Below are 18,886 nucleotides of genomic sequence, written 5' to 3' on the forward strand. Positions count from 1 at the left end.
AGCGTACATCTTTTTGAGACGTGCGTTTTCCTGCTGAAGCTTTTTAAGCTCGCGTTGAGTATCGTCTTCGTCAGTAGCTTTCTCCTTTTTCCAATTGTAAAGCGTAGCTGTACTGATCTGATACTCTCGACACAGGTCGTCGATTTTTGCCCCGGCATCCCATTTGGCCAGGACCTCAAGTTTCTGAGACTTTGTGAATTTACTTTTCCGCATGTTGGCGCGATTTAGAGGGTGAGTAAGATAAGGTTATCTTTCTACTAAATCGTGGTGGCGTCTAATGGGAAGCGTACACCACCGTGATTGTCATTTATGTCCTCCAGGAGTTGCTCCATTATTAGGTATAATTCCGGAGGGGCAGTGGTTGCAGTAACTTTATGTCGTGCATTTGTATAAACGGTGTCCCAGTCGATGTCGTTGAGCTTGAAATAAGCGTAGTGTTCCTTGATGGTGGCCGCCAGCACTTCGAAATTGAAGACTGGGTCTTCCTGTCTGGCCTTCGATAGAGGCTGTTGGCAAAGCTCCGGGATTTGGTTAATTCTCGTGTATTGGTACTTGCTGTAGCCACTCAGCAGAGTGAGCGTATCCCCCTTCAGTCTGTAATTGCCCTGGTAATCTGCAACGCTCCCTTCTTTAATTGGAATGCAGGAAACTTTGGTAATGTCGTACAGCTGAAAACTGTCGGCCGTGATGTGGATGATTCTTCCGTAGCCGAGTGACTCCCAGGAACCTTCAATGGATTTAGCCGGAGCTGATGACTGATGGCAAGAGTAGCAGAGTAAAAGAAGTACCGGGAGTAATCTTATGTCCAAAATCGTAGCTGTTTTGATGCACCGGTGGTTAACAGGTACGGGTGTTTACGAGTAACACGATTTCGGTGATGCAAAGGTTACAGCCTATGGACGGTAACTGGGTGTGCTAAGAAAGATTTGCACTATCGAAGAATTGATCGTCAAATTGGCACAACATATGGTGGGTGATCGATCCGATAATTTCAAGCCCATTATAGATGAGGGCTGGGTCTTCAACCAATGACCCATTCCAATCCTCAAAGTGTTTTGACAACATCAAATCACTTATTTTTTCTGATTTTGGGATCGAAATTCTTCTCTTATGATCGAAATAAAATCGTTCTTCTTTGCTCGGAGTAATTAGCCTGCCGTTAAATTCTTCTAGAAAGATGTTCAGTTCTTTCCCAGGATAGGAGTATAAAACGTTGAATTCTATCTCCTCTGCAAGGTGGAGCCCTTTTTTCAAGAGGCTGCACCATCGTTGATCTTGTTCTTTTAGTTCGATTAGTTGGTGACTCATTCAATTTTTTACTAGCCCAAGGTACTAGTTTGATGTGTTTTGTGGTATCCCTCCGCCTAGGGTTTTCCCAACTGCGACAACTCCCCCCCCTCTGTTCGACCCAACTTTAGCCAGCTCTTTCTTCCCTTGCTCCATTTATCCCTTTCTCTGCACCCGCGGCCCCGCCCCAAAAAGCAGCTGAGAAGGAAAGAATAGCTTCCGCCATTAGGTCATTCCCGCCTTCCTTGTATTTAGGTGGGTGAGTAAGCGCAGTGTCACGAACGGCATATGTGTAAGCTTTTCATTTATTCAGTTATTCTCTCATTCAATTATTCCCTACCTTTGCGGCTCCAAAAAAACGAAAAATATGTCCGCAACCGCAACCGCGACCAACTACAAAGTCAAAGACATCAAACTGGCCGCATGGGGCCGGAAGGAAATTCGCCTCGCCGAAGCTGAAATGCCCGGTCTGATGGCACTCCGCGAGGAGTTCGGGGCCTCCAAGCCACTGAAGGGCGCCCGCATCGCCGGCTGTCTTCACATGACCATCCAAACGGCCGTCCTCATCGAAACTCTCGTTGAGCTTGGTGCCGACGTTACCTGGTCCAGCTGTAATATCTTCTCTACCCAGGACCACGCCGCCGCCGCTATCGCCGCCGCCGGTGTGCCCGTTTTCGCCTGGAAAGGTATGAACGAAGAGGAGTTCAACTGGTGTATCGAGCAAACGCTCCACGCCTTCCCCGGTGGTGAGCCCCTGAACATGATCCTCGACGACGGTGGTGACCTCACCAACATGGTCTTCGACGATTTCCCGCACCTGGCGAAAGGCATCAAAGGCCTCTCTGAAGAGACTACTACCGGTGTACACCGCCTCTACGACCGGATGAAGAAAGGCACCCTGGTGATGCCCGCCATCAACGTGAACGACTCCGTTACCAAGTCGAAGTTCGACAACAAGTACGGCTGTCAGGAATCTGCGGTTGACGCTATCCGCCGCGCTACCGACGTAATGATGGCCGGTAAAGTTGCCATCGTCGCCGGCTACGGTGATGTGGGTAAAGGAACCGCTGCTTCCCTGCGTGGTGCCGGTGCCCGCGTGATCGTCACTGAGGCCGACCCCATCTGTGCCCTCCAGGCCGCTATGGACGGATTTGAGGTGAAGAAAATGATGACCGCCATCCACCGTGCCGATATCATCGTTACGGCAACCGGTAACTTCAACATTCTCACCGAGCAGCACTTCAAGGCGATGAACGATAAAGTCATCGTTTGTAACATTGGCCACTTCGACAATGAGATCGACATGGCGTGGCTCAACAAGAACTACGGTAACACGAAGGACCAGATCAAGCCGCAGGTTGACCTCTATAACGTTGACGGTAACGACATCATCATCTTGGCCGAAGGCCGCCTGGTGAACCTCGGTTGTGGTACCGGTCACCCCTCTTTTGTAATGTCCAACTCCTTCACCAACCAGGTGCTCGCGCAACTGGAACTGTGGGAAAACAGCGACAACTACGAAAATAAGGTTTACATGCTGCCTAAGCACCTGGACGAGAAAGTTGCCCGCCTGCACCTCTCCAAGATTGGTGTTGAACTCGAAGAACTGAGCCACGACCAGGCTGAGTACATCGACGTGCCGGTTAATGGCCCGTACAAGCCGGAGCACTACCGGTACTAGGCTTTTGGTATTATTGGTCTATTGGTCAGTTGGGCTGTTAGACCGAAAAATAGAAAGCGCCGATCCTCGTTTTGAGGGTCGGCGCTTTGTTTTTGATGATAACTTGGTTGAGGGTATCCTCACCCGAAATGCTTGGGATTTAAGTTCTTCGGCGGAGACACCCTCAAGCATTTACTCAATGTGCCCCCTGTTTCAACAAGTAAGCGACAATCTCATTATTTCCATTACGCATAGCAGCGTTCAATGGAGACCCTTGACCATTGTTGCGAATATTGACATCTGCCCCTTTAGCAACAAGTAATTTTACGACGTCCATCTGTCCATTGCGTGCGGCGGCATTCAGTGCAGAGCCCTGTCCATTTGTCTGAGCATCGACGTCGGCACCGGCATCGATTAGCAGTTGAACGATTTCCTTGTTTCCATTTCGGGCAGCGGCGTTGAGGGGGGATCCCTGACCATTATTATGCACGTTCAGGTCGGCACCTTTTTCGATTAAATATTTGACGACCGCTGCTTGCCCGTTGCGGGAAGCCGCATTGAGTGCAGACCCCTGACCGTTGGTTTGTACGTTCAGGTCCGCACCGGATGCGATCAGCAATTTTACGGTAGCCAGGTTTCCGTTTCTGGCAGCTGCGTTAAGGGCTGATCCCTGTCCGTTATTCTGGATGTCGAGATTGGCACCCCGGTCGGCAAGCAACTTGATTACCTCATTATGACCATTGCGGGCAGCGGCGTTGATGGCGGAGCCTTGTCCGTTGGTCTGGCTGTTGATGTCCGCACCTTTGTCTAGCAGCAAGGCTACGGTCTTGACGTGCCCGTTACGAGCTGCGGCATTAAGGGCTGATCCCTGGCCATTAGTTTGAGCGTTGATTTCCGATCCTGAGGCAAGGAGCACCTTCACCAATTCGTTGTGTCCCCCTCTGGCGGCAGCGTTCAACGCGGTGCCGTAACCATTGGAATTAGTAAGCACATCGGCTCCTTTTTTAAGCAGAAAGTTGACCATGTCCAGGTGGCCTTCTTCGGCCGCAGCATTTAAGGGTGGGGCATCCTGACTGGCATAATTGTCAATGCTTGCACCTGCATCGATGAGTTGGTTTATGATGTCTAGATTGCCAGTACGCGCTGCAGATACGATTGGCGTTCGGTCATGCGCTCGCCGCCAGGTAACTTCGCCATTGTCCTTGTTGATGGTTTCGTAGTCGGGGGTTGTGGTGACACAGTTGGCATCAACCGTTTTTAGCAGCGTTGAAATGTCTGCCATGTTTTCTTCCCGGATAGCTTTGTTTAATGCGGTACAGTCACTTTCTACTGTTGCTTCAGCCTCCAGTAGGGTAAGTGGTAGGGTAGCGGCATTTCCGAAAGCAGATGCAGGCCAAAAGAGATTTAGCAGACATAGCAGGGAGAAAGCTTTACTGGTGGTAGAGAGCATTGAAGCTGGAGGAGAGAAAGTTGTCATTGTAGTGGGCGTTTGGAGGAAAGAAGATGGTTTCTGATTAATTGTTATTAGGGGTACTTCCTTTTTTTAGAATGGTTACAGATGGGCCATGGGTTCTCTTTTATATCCACCGGGCGGTTAATCCTGGGACAGGTACTCAAATAAGTAGTGCAGGTTTTGAACCAACTCTTCTGAATGGTATATACTTTATTCGACAGCCTGTTACTCTCTGGCCGAAGGCAATAGAGTAAGGAACTAAAATTCAGAGAAGGGTGAAATACCCCACTCTCACCTGTCGTTTTCTCCACAAATACCTTATTCCCATGCGTACACTACTTACCCTTGTCGCCTTGTGTTGCGGCCTTTCTGTATCCGCCCAATTCGGCGTAATCGCTAACGCCAATTTTCACGAAACAAGATCCACCTTTCTTGATGGTTTGGAGGGCGCTGACCCACTGGAGCTGGAGAACGGCTGGGAAGTGGGCGTTAACTATTGGTTTCGTTTACCCCAAAAACGGGTAGAGTTTATGCCGACGGTTTACTACGGAACTACAAAATTTACGGGTAATCAGGACCAGGGTTTCTCAGAAGCAGGCTTCCAGTTCAAAGTGAACGTTTACCCTTTCGACTTTGGCGGCGATTGTGATTGCCCAACTTTCGGTAAGCAAGGCCCTCAGTTACAAAAAGGCTTTTTCGTCCAATTATCCCCAGGCTATGCCTTGTATATGCCAGAGGATAGTTTTGTGGAATATGAAAACAAGTCTGGCTTTACCATGGGCGGTGCCGTTGGTTTGGACATTGGCCTGAGTAACCTGGTAACGGTTACTCCTATGGTGGGCATTCGTTATGGCCTGAGCCCGTACGCTGATGTATTTTATACGGATGTCAATGGCCAGCCGCTTGGTATTGATGATCCATCACTGACGACCTTTCAGGCCGGTTTGCAAGTAAGCTTCCGGCTGGATCACCGCAAGTATTAACACGCTTTGCCGTCGTAATTTCCCGGCAACAGTGATTTGGATGCTCATCTCCTGATTGTACCTTAGTGGTGTTATAAGCATTAACTCATGTCGCAGTTGCTCTTTATTGTGGTTCTTATTGTACTGGTGGTGGTTCTACCCACCCCTTCCAGGAAAGCCGCATAGCTTAACGCAACCGACAAAAGCCGCTTTCCTCTACAGGGAAGCGGCTTTTTCTTTACCCCACCTTTTGGAAATTATGTCTCACAACCTAAACAAGTACAGCAAAAACGTTACCAGTAATCCGGAGCAACCAGCTGCCAGGGCCATGCTTTATGCCACTGGGATGGATGATGACGATATGGAGAAAGCGCAGATTGGCGTGGTTTCCACCGGCTGGGAAGGTAACCCTTGTAATATGCACCTGAACGGACTGGCCGAGGATGTGAAGCAGAGCATCAATGAGCAGCCGGACCTGATTGGTCTGATGTACCATACCATTGGGGTTAGTGACGGCATCAGCATGGGAACCGACGGCATGCGTTACAGCCTGCCCAGCCGCGACGTGATTGCCGATAGCGTAGAGACCGTAGCTGGTGCGCAATGGTACGATGGCCTGGTAACTGTAGTAGGCTGTGATAAGAATATGCCCGGCGCCATGATCGGCATTTCCCGGTTAAACCGGCCCGCCATCCTTATGTACGGCGGCACCATTAGCCCGGGGTGCTACGAAGACGAAAAACTGGACATTGTATCCGCCTTCGAAGTGCTGGGTAAATACCGGACTAACGAAGTTGACGAAAAGAAATATAAGGGCGTCATCCGTCATGCCTGCCCGGGCTCCGGGGCGTGTGGCGGGATGTACACAGCGAATACTATGGCTACGGCCATCGAGGCGATGGGTATGTCATTGCCTTACAACAGTTCTATCCCAGCCAACCATCCGGACAAAAACGCAGATTGCCGCCGGACCGGTGAATTCATGCGAAACCTGCTGGAGAAGGACATTAAGCCAAGCGACATCCTGACCCGGAAGTCCTTCGAAAATGCCATGGTAACGATCATCGCCCTTGGTGGCAGCACCAACGCAGTGCTGCACCTGCTGGCAATGGCCCATGCGGGAAATGTTGATATCACGATCGATGATTTTCAGAAAGTAAGCGACCGGGTGCCGTTCATTGCTGACCTCAAACCTAGTGGTAAGTACGTCATGGAAGACCTTTACCTGGTGGGCGGCGTGCCTGCGGTGATGAAGGAATTGCTCAAACACGGTTTGCTGCACGGTGATTGCCTTACCGTTACGGGTAAAACCCTGGCGGAAAACCTGGCGGAAGCCGAACCCCTGAAGGAGGGACAGGACATCATTAAGCCTTTCGATCAGCCGATTAAGGAAACAGGACACCTGCGCATTCTTTACGGAAATCTGGCCACCGAAGGCTCGGTAGCAAAGATCACGGGCAAGGAAGGATTGCACTTTATGGGCCCCGCTCGTGTTTTTAACTCGGAACTGGAGGCCAATACCGCCATCGGTAAGCGCGAAATCGTAGAAGGTGACGTAGTGGTTATCCGCTATTCCGGCCCGCAGGGCGGGCCCGGTATGCCGGAAATGCTGAAGCCAACGAGTGAAATTATGGGCCAGGGCCTCGGCAAAAAAGTAGCGCTCATCACCGATGGTCGTTTCAGCGGCGGCACCCACGGGTTCGTGGTGGGCCACATCAGTCCCGAAGCCATGGTTGGTGGGCTGATCGGCCTGTTGGAAGATGGAGACATCATCCGGATCGATGCGGAGCAAAACATATTAGAGGCGGAGCTCGATGAGGCCACGATCGCCGAACGGCGGGCAAAATGGACGGCACCCGAGCCACGGGCAAAATTCGGCGTCCTTAAGAAATACGCTAAGTCAGTTAGTAGCGCCTCCCTGGGGTGCGTTACCGACTTATAATTTATTGCGGCGCGAACGCAGGTGCATTATTAAGAATTTAAAGCAAGGTTTATGAGTACTACGGCAACCCTTACTTCTTCGAACGGCCAGGCGCCTACCACCACCCGGATGAACGGCGCTGCTGCCGTGTTGCAATGCCTGGTCAACGAAGGCGTCAACACCATCTTCGGCTACCCAGGCGGCGCCATTATGCCTATTTACGATGCGCTGATCGACTATGAAGACCGACTGCAGCACATCCTGCCCCGTCACGAACAGGGAGCAATCCATGCCGCCGAAGGCTACGCCCGGATCAAGCGCGAAACCGGCGTTTGTATGGCCACTTCGGGCCCCGGCGCCACCAACCTGATCACCGGCCTGTGCGACGCACAGCTGGATTCTCTTCCTTTGGTGGCCATTACCGGTCAGGTTCCCGGCTTTCTGCTGGGAAGCGATGCCTTTCAGGAGGTAGACGTCATCAACAGTACCATCCCCGTGACAAAGTGGAACTACCAAATTACCGATCCTAAAGACATCGGTTGGGTAATGCGGAAGGCTTTCTATGTGGCAAATACCGGACGGCCTGGCCCAGTGCTAATCGACATCACCAAGGACGCACAACTGGCGATGGTGGATTTTCATTATCCGGAACAGTTGCCCATCCGGAGCTACGTCCCGTACAATAAGCCTAAAACCAGCCAGCTGGAAGCTGCTGCAGCGCTGATTAATGGCGCGAAACAACCCATGATCCTGGCCGGACACGGCATCCATATTGCCCACGGCCAGAAAGCGTTCCTTGAATTCGTGAATAAGACCGGAATTCCGGTCGGTGTTACCTGCCATGGCCTGTCAACCATCCCTAATTCGCATCCGCTGTTTACGGGAATGCTGGGGATGCACGGCAATTATGGCCCCAACTTCCTCCAAAATGAGTCCGATGTAATTATTGCCATCGGTATGCGCTTCGATGACCGTGTGACGGGTAAGCTGTCGGAATACCTGCCAAACAGCAGAGTGATTCACATCGAGGTGGATCCGGCAGAGATCAACAAGAACGTGAAGACCGAGGCTCCAGTGCTTGGTGATGCTAAAGAGGTCTTGGAAAAATTACTTCCACTGGTGGATCAAAAAACTTACCCTGCCTGGGTTGCCCGCTTCAATGAATGTGAACGCATTGAGCATGAACGGGTGATTCACGAAGCGATCAGGCCAACCGAAGACGGACAAATCCGGATGGGGCAGGCGATTCGCGAAGTCAGTAACCAAACCGAAGGTAAAGCCATTGTTTGTACTGATGTAGGCCAGCACCAGATGATGGCCGCACGGTATTACCAGTACGAGGGCCACGACCAGTGGGTCAGTTCCGGCGGAGCCGGAACAATGGGCTACGGATTGCCCGCCGCCTTTGGTGCAAAGTACGCCGATCCCAGTCGCCAGACGGTTGCCTTTATCGGTGACGGCGGATTCCAAATGACCCTGCAGGAACTAGGCCTCTGTGCACAGTGGAACGTGGGGGTCAAAATCGTACTGTTAGACAACAACTTCCTCGGCATGGTTCGCCAATGGCAGGAGCTGTTTCACAATGAAAGGTACAGTTCGGTAGAACTGGTGAACCCCGATTTTGTCACCATTGCAAAAGGTTTCGGCGTCCCCGGCAAAACCATTCGGGACCCTAAAGACGTCAAATCTGCCATTGCGGAGATGCTGGGGCATGATGGCCCCTACCTGCTGCACGTTCACACGGTGAAACTGGATAATGTATTTCCGATGGTACCCAGCGGTAAGTCTGTTGCAGAGGTGATTCTGGGGCCGGAAGACCTCTAAGCATGCTACCGAATGATCGGCCAATTGTACAACTTTCTCCTTTTGCGTGCGCTGCGCGCACTGCATTCAGCGCGTGCTTTTTTAACCCTTCCCTGCACCTGCGCTCGCGCCAAAAAAAGATATAATGAGTACCGAAATAACTAATTACACCATTACTGTTTTTACAGAAGATCAGGCCGGATTGCTTTCCCGGGTGGTGGGCATTTTTAATCGCCGTAATCTCAGCATCGCCAGTCTGACCACCAGCCAGAGCAGTGATCCGACGATTCACCGGTTTACCATTGTGGTGAAGGTGACGGAGGAGATGGTGATTAAATTAGTGGCTCAACTCGACAAGCAGGTTGACGTACTAAAAGCTTTTTATTACGAGGATTCAGAAATCGTCCACCAGGAAATAGCCCTGTATAAAGTCCCCGTCGATGTTTTTAGTAATGGCAGTGAGGTCGAACAGCTGATCCGAAAGCACAACGCCCGGGTATTGCTCATCGAGCCAGAATACGTAGTGATCGAGAAAACCGGTCACGAGCAGGAAACGAATGCTTTGCTGGATGACCTGCGGCAATTTGGCATCTATGAATTCGTGCGTTCGGGCCGTGTAGCGATTGTGAAACCGATGGAACGGCTGAACAACTACCTGGCTACGATGGGTAAGGGGATTAGTTCTTCGTAAAGAAGTTCATAGGTGCTTCCACTGCAATCTGCTCGCTTCGCTCGTTATGCGCTGCAGGTTTAATTTATCTGAGGTGCAAAAGTAGACCTTAAAAGTAACCCGAGGGTCTTTTTTGGCAGCAGCTATGGGCGGTTCGACCCTTGAATTATGGACTATAAACAACGATCTGCGTATGTTTGCTCATAGAATCAACCTGATCACCTATGAAAAGCATTACCACCCTTCTAATCGCACTTTTCCTGATTTCGTCGGTGATGAGCTGCGGGAAAAAGGTGCAAACACTGGTCGATTCTGGTGATTACGACCAAACGATCGAACTGTCCATGCGTAAGCTGGTCGGGGACAAGAATAAAAGCCCGAAATACGTGAAGGCGCTGGAAACCGCCTTTAAGCGTGCCAATGCTGAAGACATCGATCGAGCCAACCGAATGAAGGGAAGTGCTACCGCCGACTGGGTCCGGATACACAGTATTTACCGGAAAATAAACGATCGCCAGCTTAATATAAAGCCACTGATTCCTCTCGTAGACAAAAACGGGTATGAGGCTGACCTGCGATTTGTCCGGGTAGGGCCCATGTTAAACGAAGCGGGAAACCAGGCAGCTGTTCAGCTCTATACCGAAGGGGAGCGCCTGCTGGCGCTCGGCAGGCAGGGGGATAAGGCTGCTGCCCGGCAGGCTTACGAGTCTTTTGAAAGCATTGCCTATTACCAGCGGGATTACCGCAATGCAAACAGCCTGATGCGGGAGGCAGAAGAACTTGGTCGGTTGTACATTACCGTCGAAATGATGAATGCAACGGGCGGCTACCTCCCGGCGGGATTTGAACAGGAATTACTCCGCATCAATGCCAGCGAAATGCAGGACCGGTGGCGAATTTTCGAAGCGGCCAAAAAGCCGGGCCGTCAGTACGATTACGTGGCACGGATTATAATGCGCAACATCGACGTAAGCCCGGAACGCTCCTCCGAACGGCAATACATCGATGAAAAGGAGATTATTGATGGAACAGAATACATACTCGACGAGCGGGGCAACGTAGCAAAAGATAGTCTGGGTAACGACCGGACCAAACCTAAAAAAGTCATCATTCGAGCCGATGTCTTTGAAGTTTTTCAGAATAAGACGGCTGTTGTCAGTGGTAGTTTCGAGCTCTATGACATCAATCAGCGCCGGGTGGTCGATCAGGGTGACCTGACGGCAGAGGCTGTTTTCGAGAACTATGCCAGCACCTTTCAGGGCGATCGCCGCGCGCTCTCTTCCCAAACCAGGCTCCGGATCGGTAACCGCCCGCAGCAATTCCCTTCCAACGAAGAGTTGATCCTCGATGCGGCAGAAGTGCTCAAGCCGATATTGGCGGAACGGATTGCTACTAGTTATAAGTTGATCTAGTTGTCGGGTGTCGAGTTTTCGAGGTGTCAAGTTTTCGGTGCGCGCTTTAGACAACCCGACACCCCGACAACTAGATTTTACACGTCCACCGACCGGTAAGCCTCAATAACCTTAAGCTCCCCTTCCTTCCCATCCACGGAATTGCCATGTTCCATGCCGTAAACGCCGGTAAAGCCTTTGCTGTGGATGTGGGACAACACATTTCCGTAGTTGATTTCGCCCGTGGTTGGTTCTTTGCGTCCGGGGTTGTCGCCGATTTGGTAGTAAGCGATCTCGTCCCAGGCAGCGTCGATGTTGGGGATGAGGTTACCTTCCTGGATCTGTTGGTGGTAGATGTCGAACAGGATTTTACAGCTTGGGCTGTCAACACCCTTACAAAGGGCGTAAGCCTGGGCGGCTTTTGTGAGGAACAGGCCGGGGTGATTTTGGTAGTTCAATGGTTCAAGTACGATAATTAGACCGTGCTCTTCGAGAATACCAGCCCCTTGTTTGAGGGTTTCCATTACATTGGCAAACTGGTACATCGGTTCCAGACGCATTTGTACGAAGCCAGGGACTACCGTCATCCATTTGGCGTTACAGCGTTTGGCTACTTCGACTGAGTTGCGGATGTCTTGCAGGAAAGCGTCGCGGTGCTCGCCCGCACCGTTAGTGAGGGTGGGTTCGCGCCAGTTGATCTTATTGGCGACAAAGACACCCATTGTCATGTTGTTTTTGGCGAGCAGGTCTCCGATTTTAGCCTGCATTTCCGGGGTCCGGTTGGGCATCCCATTATCTTCCCATGCGGTAAAGCCCTGGTCGGCTGCCCATTGAATTTGGTCCAGGATGTTGTCTCCGGCGTGGGATTTAAACATCCCACCGTGCGGTGCGAAGGCCAGGTTGTATTTTTCAGCGGAGGGTAGGGGAGTCGCCGCAGCCACCGTGGTGGCGCTTGCCGCAGCGCCGGCGGCAAGTAGAGGAAGGGAGGCGGTAAATTGAAGTGCTTTTCTGCGTTGCATGGATCGGTTGATTTTGGTGTTAAGATAGGATTTTGGGCGGGTACGCAGGTGCAAGGAAAAGGGATGAATGAGCAAAACCCCGATATTATTGCCAAAATCACTCCATGCGCTCCTTCTTTCTTTTACGGCTTTCCCTTTTTTTCTCCTTTTCCGTATCCGCCCAGAACTACATCGGGAAGCAAAAAGACATCGATCAGATTAAAGGCTGCAAAACAAGTCCTCCACTGACAAAGCTCATTTCCACAGCATCATACCAATAGCTACCTTTGTGTGGTCTGACAAAGACATTGTTCCCCGGCACTTGTGCCGGTAAAGAGTCGGCCGGCACAAGTACCGGGGAACAAGTTTCTACCTATCCAAACTTACCATGCTTAGATTAATAACACTTTTTTCCGTTGCGCTGTTTCTTTTCTCCTGTGGTGAGGATGTTAATCCTAACTTCCAGGAGGAGGTAGCCAAGCCAGAGTTTTACCACCGCTCGGTCAAGCAATTGACCGATGTGATTGTACACGACATCTTCAGTCCGCCAGTAGCGGGTCGAATCTATGCGTATTCCTCTATCGCAGGCTACGAGGCCATTGCTGCGGGGGATCCTGCGCTTCAGTCGCTGGCTGGCCAGATTCCTCACCTCAATGAACTCCCTTCGGCGCCAGCGGAGGTGGAGATCGCTTACCCGGTTGCTGCTGTCGCAGCGCAGCTAAAAGTGGGAAAAAGCCTCATCTTCAGCGAAGAAAAGATCGAAGCTTTTGAAATGGAAATCTTTAAGGAATTCGCTGAAATCGGCGTTCCAGAAGCAACGATGACCGCTTCTGTGGCCTTTGGCCACGCCATCGCCGACCACGTTATCGCCTGGTACGACGGTGATGTCTACAAGCAATCACGCACCTTCCCTAAATATTCCATCACCAACGATCCCAGTAAATGGCAACCCACGCCGCCCGATTATATGGACGGTATAGAACCAGCCTGGTCAAAAATCCGCACTTTCGCCCTGGATAGTGCCCAGCAGTTTAAGCCCTTGCCTCCCACCGAGTACAGTGAAGAAGAGGGCACCGCCTGGTGGGATGGTGTGTTGGAAGTTTACAATGTTTTCAACGGTGTGGAAGAAACGGAAATGGAAGAACGCAAAGCCATCGCTCAATTTTGGGACTGCAATCCTTACGTAAGCCATCATGTTGGCCACGTAATGTTTGCTACAAAGAAGATTACGCCTGGTGGCCACTGGGTCAATATTTCTGCCATCGCAGCACGTAAGGCAAAGGCGGACTTTGCCCAGACGGCCGAAGCCTACGCGATGGTTTCTATGGCTATGCACGATGCTTTCATCAGTTGCTGGGATGAGAAATACCGCTCTTCGCTCGTCCGTCCGGAAACCTTTATTAACCGTCACATTGATGAGGAATGGCGACCACTATTGCAAACGCCTCCGTTTCCGGAGCATACTTCGGGCCACTCGGTGGTCAGCCGGGCCTGCGCCATCGTGCTCACCGATATCTTTGGCGACAGCTTTGCCTTTGATGACGATTCGGAAGAGGAGTACGACCTGCCTACCCGCAGTTACGACAGCTTCCTGGCGGCAAGTGAAGAGGCTGCGGTCAGCCGCCTTTATGGCGGTATTCACTACCGGCCAGCCATCGACTACGGCATCACCCAGGGTGAAGCTGTTGGTAAGCATATGTTGAGCCGAATCCAGCCGCGGGCGGCGATTACGCAACGGGAGGAATAGCCAGTTCTCAAAATTCGGGGGCTCATCATCCAGCATTCAGGACACAGCATTTATTCAATTGAAAATCTCGAATTAATATGGTCAACTCCTCCTCTCGGCTTCTTCCTGTTTTTTTTAGCCTGATCCTGCTGACTTACTTTATCCTTCTGCAGTTGGCCATTCACTTTGAGCTGGATTACGTGTTGATCGGGGTCTTTGTGGAGCTATTAACCATTCCCGCACTTCTGGCCCTGGTGGCCTATTTGGGGTTTAACTTTTGGAAAGCAATAAGAGGGGAGAAAGTGCAACGACCTGTGCATTGGATTGCGGTAGGTCTGCTACTGGTCTGCGTGGGGATGCTGGTATGGGCTAGTTTGTAGTCTGCCTTTCTAACTTTGCTCCGTAATCTTTTTCTCTTGCACCTGCGTCCGCGCCTGAAAATTGAATGGGTGAATGCAAGAATGTGTGAGTCGCTGCCGCTGTGACCACTCACTGGGCTGCGCTTGTTTGCCATGGTGAGGGAGTGAGGCGATACGAACGGTACTTGCGGTTGCAACTCGCCACTCAGCAACTCGCTCATTCCCTCCATTCATTTTAAACTTTAAGACCACCTTAAGCATCACTCCTTGCTTCGATACGTTTACCGACAAAACAGCAACTTCCGTCATTGTTTTGACAGGATTGGCCGTCGAAAGCCCATCACGTAGAACCAAAACGCGGAAACATTGCTTTCTTTGCAGCAAACTACCAATCAAATATGAATAAGCTACTCTTTTTTGCCCTAATGCTATGTACGGCCGGGCTATTTGCTCAGACTGCCCCACAGAATTGGTGGGATCTTGACCGTACCGACGACACCTTCCCCGGCGTCAGTGCTCAGAAAGCCCACAACTACCTGAAGGGCAAAAAAGCTCAGGACGTTGTCGTGGCCGTAATTGACTCTGGCGTCGATATAGAGCATGAAGACCTCAAAGACATTATCTGGAATAACCCGGGGGAAATCGCTGGAAACGGCATCGATGACGATAACAATGGCTACGTAGACGACGTGCACGGCTGGAACTTCATCGGCGGTAAAGATGGCCGCAATGTCAACTACGAAAACCTGGAAGTGGTGCGCCTGTACAATACCTACAAGGCAAAATACAACAACCGCAACCGCGATGGCCTGAGTAAGGCGGAGAAAGCTGAATTCGACCTGTTTAAGGAGTACGAAAAAGTCATCGAAGACAAGAAGTCAGAAATGGGCCCGCAGGCAGGTCAGATTATTGGAATGATGAACATGATCGATGGTGTGGTTAAAGAAATCGGCAAGAAGCCGACGGATATTACTGCATCCGACATCGAAGCACTTACCTCCGATGACCAGGGAACAAATGCCGTAAAGCAAATGGTGGCAAGAGCGACCGCTCAAGGCGGTTCTTTTGCCGATTTCTATGACGGAATAGAAGGCTACGCCAGCTACCTGAAGCAAACGATCGAATACAACTACAACCCTGATTTTGACGCTCGCGATATCGTAGGCGATAACCCGGGCAACCTGGATGACCGTAACTACGGTAATAACGACGTAGAAGGACCTGATGCCATGCACGGTACCCACGTAGCTGGTATTATTGCTGCAGTTCGTGACAATAATGTTGGAATGAACGGCGTCGGTGGACCAAGCGTGAAAATCATGTCTATTCGTACAGTTCCTAACGGAGACGAACGGGATAAAGACGTTGCAAACGCCATTCGGTATGCCGTTGACAACGGTGCATCCGTAATCAATATGAGCTTTGGTAAAGGCCAGAGCCCCTACAAAAAGGCCGTGGATGCGGCGATGAAGTACGCCGAAAAGAACGATGTTCTTCTCGTACACGCTGCTGGTAACGATGGGAAAATGTTGACGTTGAAGAACCACTATCCAAACGATACCTACGAAGGCAAGAAGAAAACGGTTAAGACCTGGATTGAAGTTGGTGCTGCTACGCCCGATTACGGTGATGGATTGGCTGCTGGCTTCTCGAACTACAACAGTAAGTATGTTGATGTTTTTGCTCCGGGTGCGCAGATTTACTCCACGGTTCCCGACGACGGTTACAGTAACCTGCAGGGGACTTCAATGGCTGCTCCTATGGTAGCAGGTATTGCTGCCCTCCTTCGCAGCTACTTCCCTGATCTGAAAGCGACACAGGTCCGTGAGATCATTTTGGAATCCGCAATTCCGGCTAGTCTGATGGTAACCAAGCCGGGCTCTGAGGAAATGGTTGACTTCTCTGAACTGTCTACCACCGGTGGTCTGGCCAATGCTTACACTGCCGTGAAGCTTGCTGAGCTTACGAAAGGCAAGAAGAAAAAAGTGGCTAAACGTGACGAGTCGCTGATGATGTTTAAGTAAAAGGATTAAAGAAAAAGGGAGGAGAGGTCGTTTGGCCCTATTCCTGATTTCTTGAACGGGTGAAGGCTGTGATGGTCTTCGCCCGTTTTGTTTTGCAGCACCACGAATGGTGAATGATTGAATGGGAGAATAGCTGCCGAAATTTCCATTTGCTGCCCTTTGGGCACCCAGCCTGGTGAACAAGAGTAGCCAAGCGAGTGGAAACGGCGGTAGCTACTCAATCATTCTCTTATTCTCCCATTCTCTAATTCACTATCTTGTCGGAAATTTAACTTACACCAGATGAGACTACTACTTCCTTTCTTCGCCTTATTCTGTTTTTCCCTTTCAGCCCAGACTGGCCATCCAGAAACCGCCAAAGCGGCGGCCGCCATTGAAGGAAAGGTGATCGAGTGGCGTCACCATCTTCATGAGAATCCTGAACTCAGTAACCGGGAGTTTGAAACGGCTAAATACGTGGAAAAACATCTGCGTGGGCTGGGAATGGAAGTTCGGACTGGCATTGCACACACTGGTGTTGTTGGTATTCTCAAAGGGGGGAAGCCAGGGGGCGTGATCGCCCTTCGGGCAGATATGGACGGACTACCGGTAACGGAGATCGCCGATGTCCCCTTTGCCAGCAAGGCCAAAGCAATGTACGAAGGCAAAGAGGTTGGGGTGATGCACGCTTGCGGGCATGACACCCACGTAGCCATGCTAATGGGAGCTGCCGAGGTACTAAGCGCTCGGAAAAAAGATATTGAGGGCACCGTTATATTCATGTTTCAGCCCGCTGAGGAAGGAGCACCGGCAGGAGAGGAAGGCGGTGCAAAATTAATGGTTAAAGAGGGTGTACTCTCTGACTATGGGGTAGAGGTAGCTTTCGGCATTCACATTAATTCCCAAACGCCGGTTGGCCAGGTTAACTATAAGCCCGGCGGCGCAATGGCGTCGGTCAACAGTTTTAATATTGTGGTGAAGGGGAAGCAAGCACACGGTGCCCGGCCATGGGCCAGTGTCGATCCCATTGTTACCTCAGCACAAATTATCATGGGGCTGCAAACAATCGTTTCCCGCCAGCTAGACCTTACTAAAGAGGCTGCGGTAATTACTATTGGCAAAATCGACGGTGGCGTACGCTCCAACATCATTCCTGATGAAGTGACCATGGTAGGGACCATCCGGTCTTTGGATAACGATATGCGGAAGGAAATCTTTGCCCGAATCAAAACAACGGCTACCAATATCGCTGCCGCTGCCGGAGCCGAGGCAGAAGTTACCATCAATGAAGGGTACCCGATCACATTTAATGATCCGGAGATTACCCGTCGCCTTATGCCAATTGTTGCGGCCACCGCCGGCGAAGACAACATCAACCTGGTCCGAGCCATTACCGGCGCTGAAGACTTCAGTTTCTATGCTGAAAAAGTGCCCAGCCTCATCGTCTTCCTGGGAGGGATGGACCCGGCAAAGAATCGTGATGAAGTCGCAGGGCACCATACGCCGAACTTCCAAATTGACGATCGCGGACTAAAACTGGGTGTGGAAATATATACTAACATCGCGCTGGACTATTTGAACGGCAAAGCGCGTTAATGTACCTGAGTGTGAAGAGTGTTTCCTGGCTACGGCAGTATTTTTGCCGAAATAGTCAGGAGTCCGCTTAACTCCTGCACTTAGCGAACATCCCCCTTGTTTCCGCAATTCTATTTGTATGCATTCATGTTTTAGGAATCTGTTTTTTTGTTTAACTTTTCTTTTTTCTACCCCGCTTGCCGGGCAAATCGATACATCGTTCATTCAACTTTTTGATAATGATCAACGAATAAATACTGGTCTCAAGTTTCGAAATAAGTCAGTTGTTTTCGCAACATCTGCGGGTGAGGAATTTAAACTTGAAAGCCAGGGCCTGTCCTTTCGGATTGGTGGTAGGTACAAATGGGCGAGTTATACTTTTTCCATTCCGATTTCGGACCTTGGTACGGGGACAGATGAGGATATGGGGACGAGTTTTGGCCTTGGGGTCACGCTTTTTTTAAGGCAACAACTGCTACACGCGAGTTTTCGGAATACGAAAGGCTTTCGTTCAGAGATGCAGGGGGCTGGCTCGGAATTCCGGGATGATGTATCCTTATTTCAAGCAACTGTCTTTGGCTTTCAAGTCATGAATCCAAGCAGGTTCAGCCTGCGGTCCAGTTTCAAACAAAGAGACCGGCAATTGCAGAGCAATGGTTCTCTCCTCCTTGGAGGCTTGATTGACCGACAGCGAATGCGATCTGAGAACGGTATTAGTATTCCGTTGAACAATGGCAATCAGTCAGTAGTAGCTCGTTACGCCCAAACCAAACTTGGATTCGGGTTGGGTTACGGTTATACCTGGTTGTTTAAAGATCACTGGTTCATTACTCCGATGGCTATTGCCGGACCGGAGTTTCGTTTTGTCGCTTTTGATGAGCTGGACGAAGATCGTAAACGGGAGAAGATTCATACCAGCATGCGGGTACGTGGGCACCTGGGCATAGGTTGGAACGGAAATCCATTGGCAGTTGCGGTTACGGCCATTTATCTCCCCAGCCTTGATGTCACAGACAACCTGGAAACGCAAACCGATGACCTTACCCTTGAACTTCGGATTACCCGACGTTTTTAACGC

The 18,886-nt window shown here is 50.8% G+C and carries 16 protein-coding genes; 11 read left to right on the forward strand and 5 right to left on the reverse strand.

Annotated features, from left to right (window positions below; all coding sequences use genetic code 11):
• The 3 genes from B036_RS0116640 to B036_RS0116650 all read right to left on the reverse strand — a co-directional run.
• Nucleotides 1–213, reverse strand: a 213-nt coding sequence (locus tag B036_RS0116640) for a transposase (RefSeq protein WP_020568836.1), incomplete at its 3' end; no start/stop codon positions are given.
• 44 nt (nucleotides 214–257) lie between these two features.
• Nucleotides 258–809 (reverse strand): S41 family peptidase, encoded by a 552-nt coding sequence (locus B036_RS0116645; RefSeq protein ID WP_020569865.1) that lies wholly within the window; start codon nucleotides 807–809, stop codon nucleotides 258–260.
• Between the two features lie 106 nt (nucleotides 810–915).
• Nucleotides 916–1,308 (reverse strand): hypothetical protein, encoded by a 393-nt coding sequence (locus tag B036_RS0116650; protein WP_020569866.1) that lies wholly within the window; start codon nucleotides 1,306–1,308, stop codon nucleotides 916–918.
• A 346-nt stretch (nucleotides 1,309–1,654) separates the two neighbouring features.
• On the opposite strand from B036_RS0116650, the gene ahcY reads away from it, so the two are divergent.
• Nucleotides 1,655–2,968 carry an adenosylhomocysteinase gene (gene ahcY, locus B036_RS0116655; protein ID WP_020569867.1) on the forward strand — a complete coding sequence of 438 codons (1,314 nt, stop codon included), beginning with the start codon at nucleotides 1,655–1,657 and terminating at the stop codon, nucleotides 2,966–2,968.
• 175 nt (nucleotides 2,969–3,143) lie between these two features.
• On the opposite strand, the gene B036_RS0116660 is transcribed toward ahcY, so the two are convergent.
• Nucleotides 3,144–4,424 carry an ankyrin repeat domain-containing protein gene (locus B036_RS0116660; protein ID WP_083926239.1) on the reverse strand — a complete coding sequence of 427 codons (1,281 nt, stop codon included), beginning with the start codon at nucleotides 4,422–4,424 and terminating at the stop codon, nucleotides 3,144–3,146.
• A 302-nt stretch (nucleotides 4,425–4,726) separates the two neighbouring features.
• On the opposite strand from B036_RS0116660, the gene B036_RS0116665 reads away from it, so the two are divergent.
• The 5 genes from B036_RS0116665 to B036_RS0116685 all read left to right on the forward strand — a co-directional run bounded on the left by B036_RS0116665 (nucleotide 4,727) and on the right by B036_RS0116685 (nucleotide 11,168).
• A complete protein-coding gene (locus B036_RS0116665) occupies nucleotides 4,727–5,383 on the forward strand; it encodes a hypothetical protein (protein ID WP_020569869.1) in 657 nt (218 codons plus the stop codon).
• Nucleotides 5,384–5,621: 238 nt separating this feature from the next.
• Complete coding sequence (gene ilvD / locus B036_RS0116670) at nucleotides 5,622–7,304, forward strand: dihydroxy-acid dehydratase (RefSeq protein ID WP_020569870.1); 1,683 nt, start codon at nucleotides 5,622–5,624, stop codon at nucleotides 7,302–7,304.
• 51 nt (nucleotides 7,305–7,355) lie between these two features.
• Entirely contained in the window at nucleotides 7,356–9,107 is a 1,752-nt protein-coding gene (gene ilvB, locus B036_RS0116675; RefSeq protein ID WP_020569871.1) for a biosynthetic-type acetolactate synthase large subunit, read from the forward strand.
• A gap of 124 nt (nucleotides 9,108–9,231) precedes the next feature.
• A complete protein-coding gene (gene ilvN, locus B036_RS0116680; protein WP_020569872.1) occupies nucleotides 9,232–9,777 on the forward strand; it encodes an acetolactate synthase small subunit in 546 nt (181 codons plus the stop codon).
• A 203-nt stretch (nucleotides 9,778–9,980) separates the two neighbouring features.
• On the forward strand, nucleotides 9,981–11,168 hold the full coding sequence (locus B036_RS0116685; protein WP_020569873.1) for a hypothetical protein: 1,188 nt from the start codon (nucleotides 9,981–9,983) through the stop codon (nucleotides 11,166–11,168).
• 77 nt (nucleotides 11,169–11,245) lie between these two features.
• On the opposite strand, the gene B036_RS0116690 is transcribed toward B036_RS0116685, so the two are convergent.
• Complete coding sequence (locus B036_RS0116690) at nucleotides 11,246–12,166, reverse strand: hydroxypyruvate isomerase family protein (protein ID WP_026232060.1); 921 nt, start codon at nucleotides 12,164–12,166, stop codon at nucleotides 11,246–11,248.
• A 367-nt stretch (nucleotides 12,167–12,533) separates the two neighbouring features.
• Here B036_RS0116690 and B036_RS29775 point away from each other — a divergent pair, with 367 nt between their 5' ends.
• From B036_RS29775 to B036_RS0116725, 5 genes are all read left to right on the forward strand, one after another.
• Nucleotides 12,534–13,892, forward strand: coding sequence for a vanadium-dependent haloperoxidase (locus tag B036_RS29775; RefSeq protein WP_020569875.1), 1,359 nt, complete (start codon nucleotides 12,534–12,536; stop codon nucleotides 13,890–13,892).
• A gap of 77 nt (nucleotides 13,893–13,969) precedes the next feature.
• A complete protein-coding gene (locus B036_RS0116705) occupies nucleotides 13,970–14,251 on the forward strand; it encodes a hypothetical protein (RefSeq protein WP_020569876.1) in 282 nt (93 codons plus the stop codon).
• A gap of 377 nt (nucleotides 14,252–14,628) precedes the next feature.
• Nucleotides 14,629–16,254, forward strand: a complete 1,626-nt coding sequence (locus tag B036_RS29780) for a S8 family peptidase (protein WP_020569878.1) — start codon at nucleotides 14,629–14,631, stop codon at nucleotides 16,252–16,254.
• 282 nt (nucleotides 16,255–16,536) lie between these two features.
• Complete coding sequence (locus B036_RS0116720) at nucleotides 16,537–17,829, forward strand: amidohydrolase (protein WP_020569879.1); 1,293 nt, start codon at nucleotides 16,537–16,539, stop codon at nucleotides 17,827–17,829.
• A gap of 118 nt (nucleotides 17,830–17,947) precedes the next feature.
• Entirely contained in the window at nucleotides 17,948–18,883 is a 936-nt protein-coding gene (locus B036_RS0116725; RefSeq protein WP_020569880.1) for a DUF4421 family protein, read from the forward strand.
• Nucleotides 18,884–18,886 lie beyond the last annotated feature (3 nt).

It is taken from the genome of Neolewinella persica DSM 23188 (assembly GCF_000373105.1).
GTDB lineage: Bacteria > Bacteroidota > Bacteroidia > Chitinophagales > Saprospiraceae > Neolewinella > Neolewinella persica.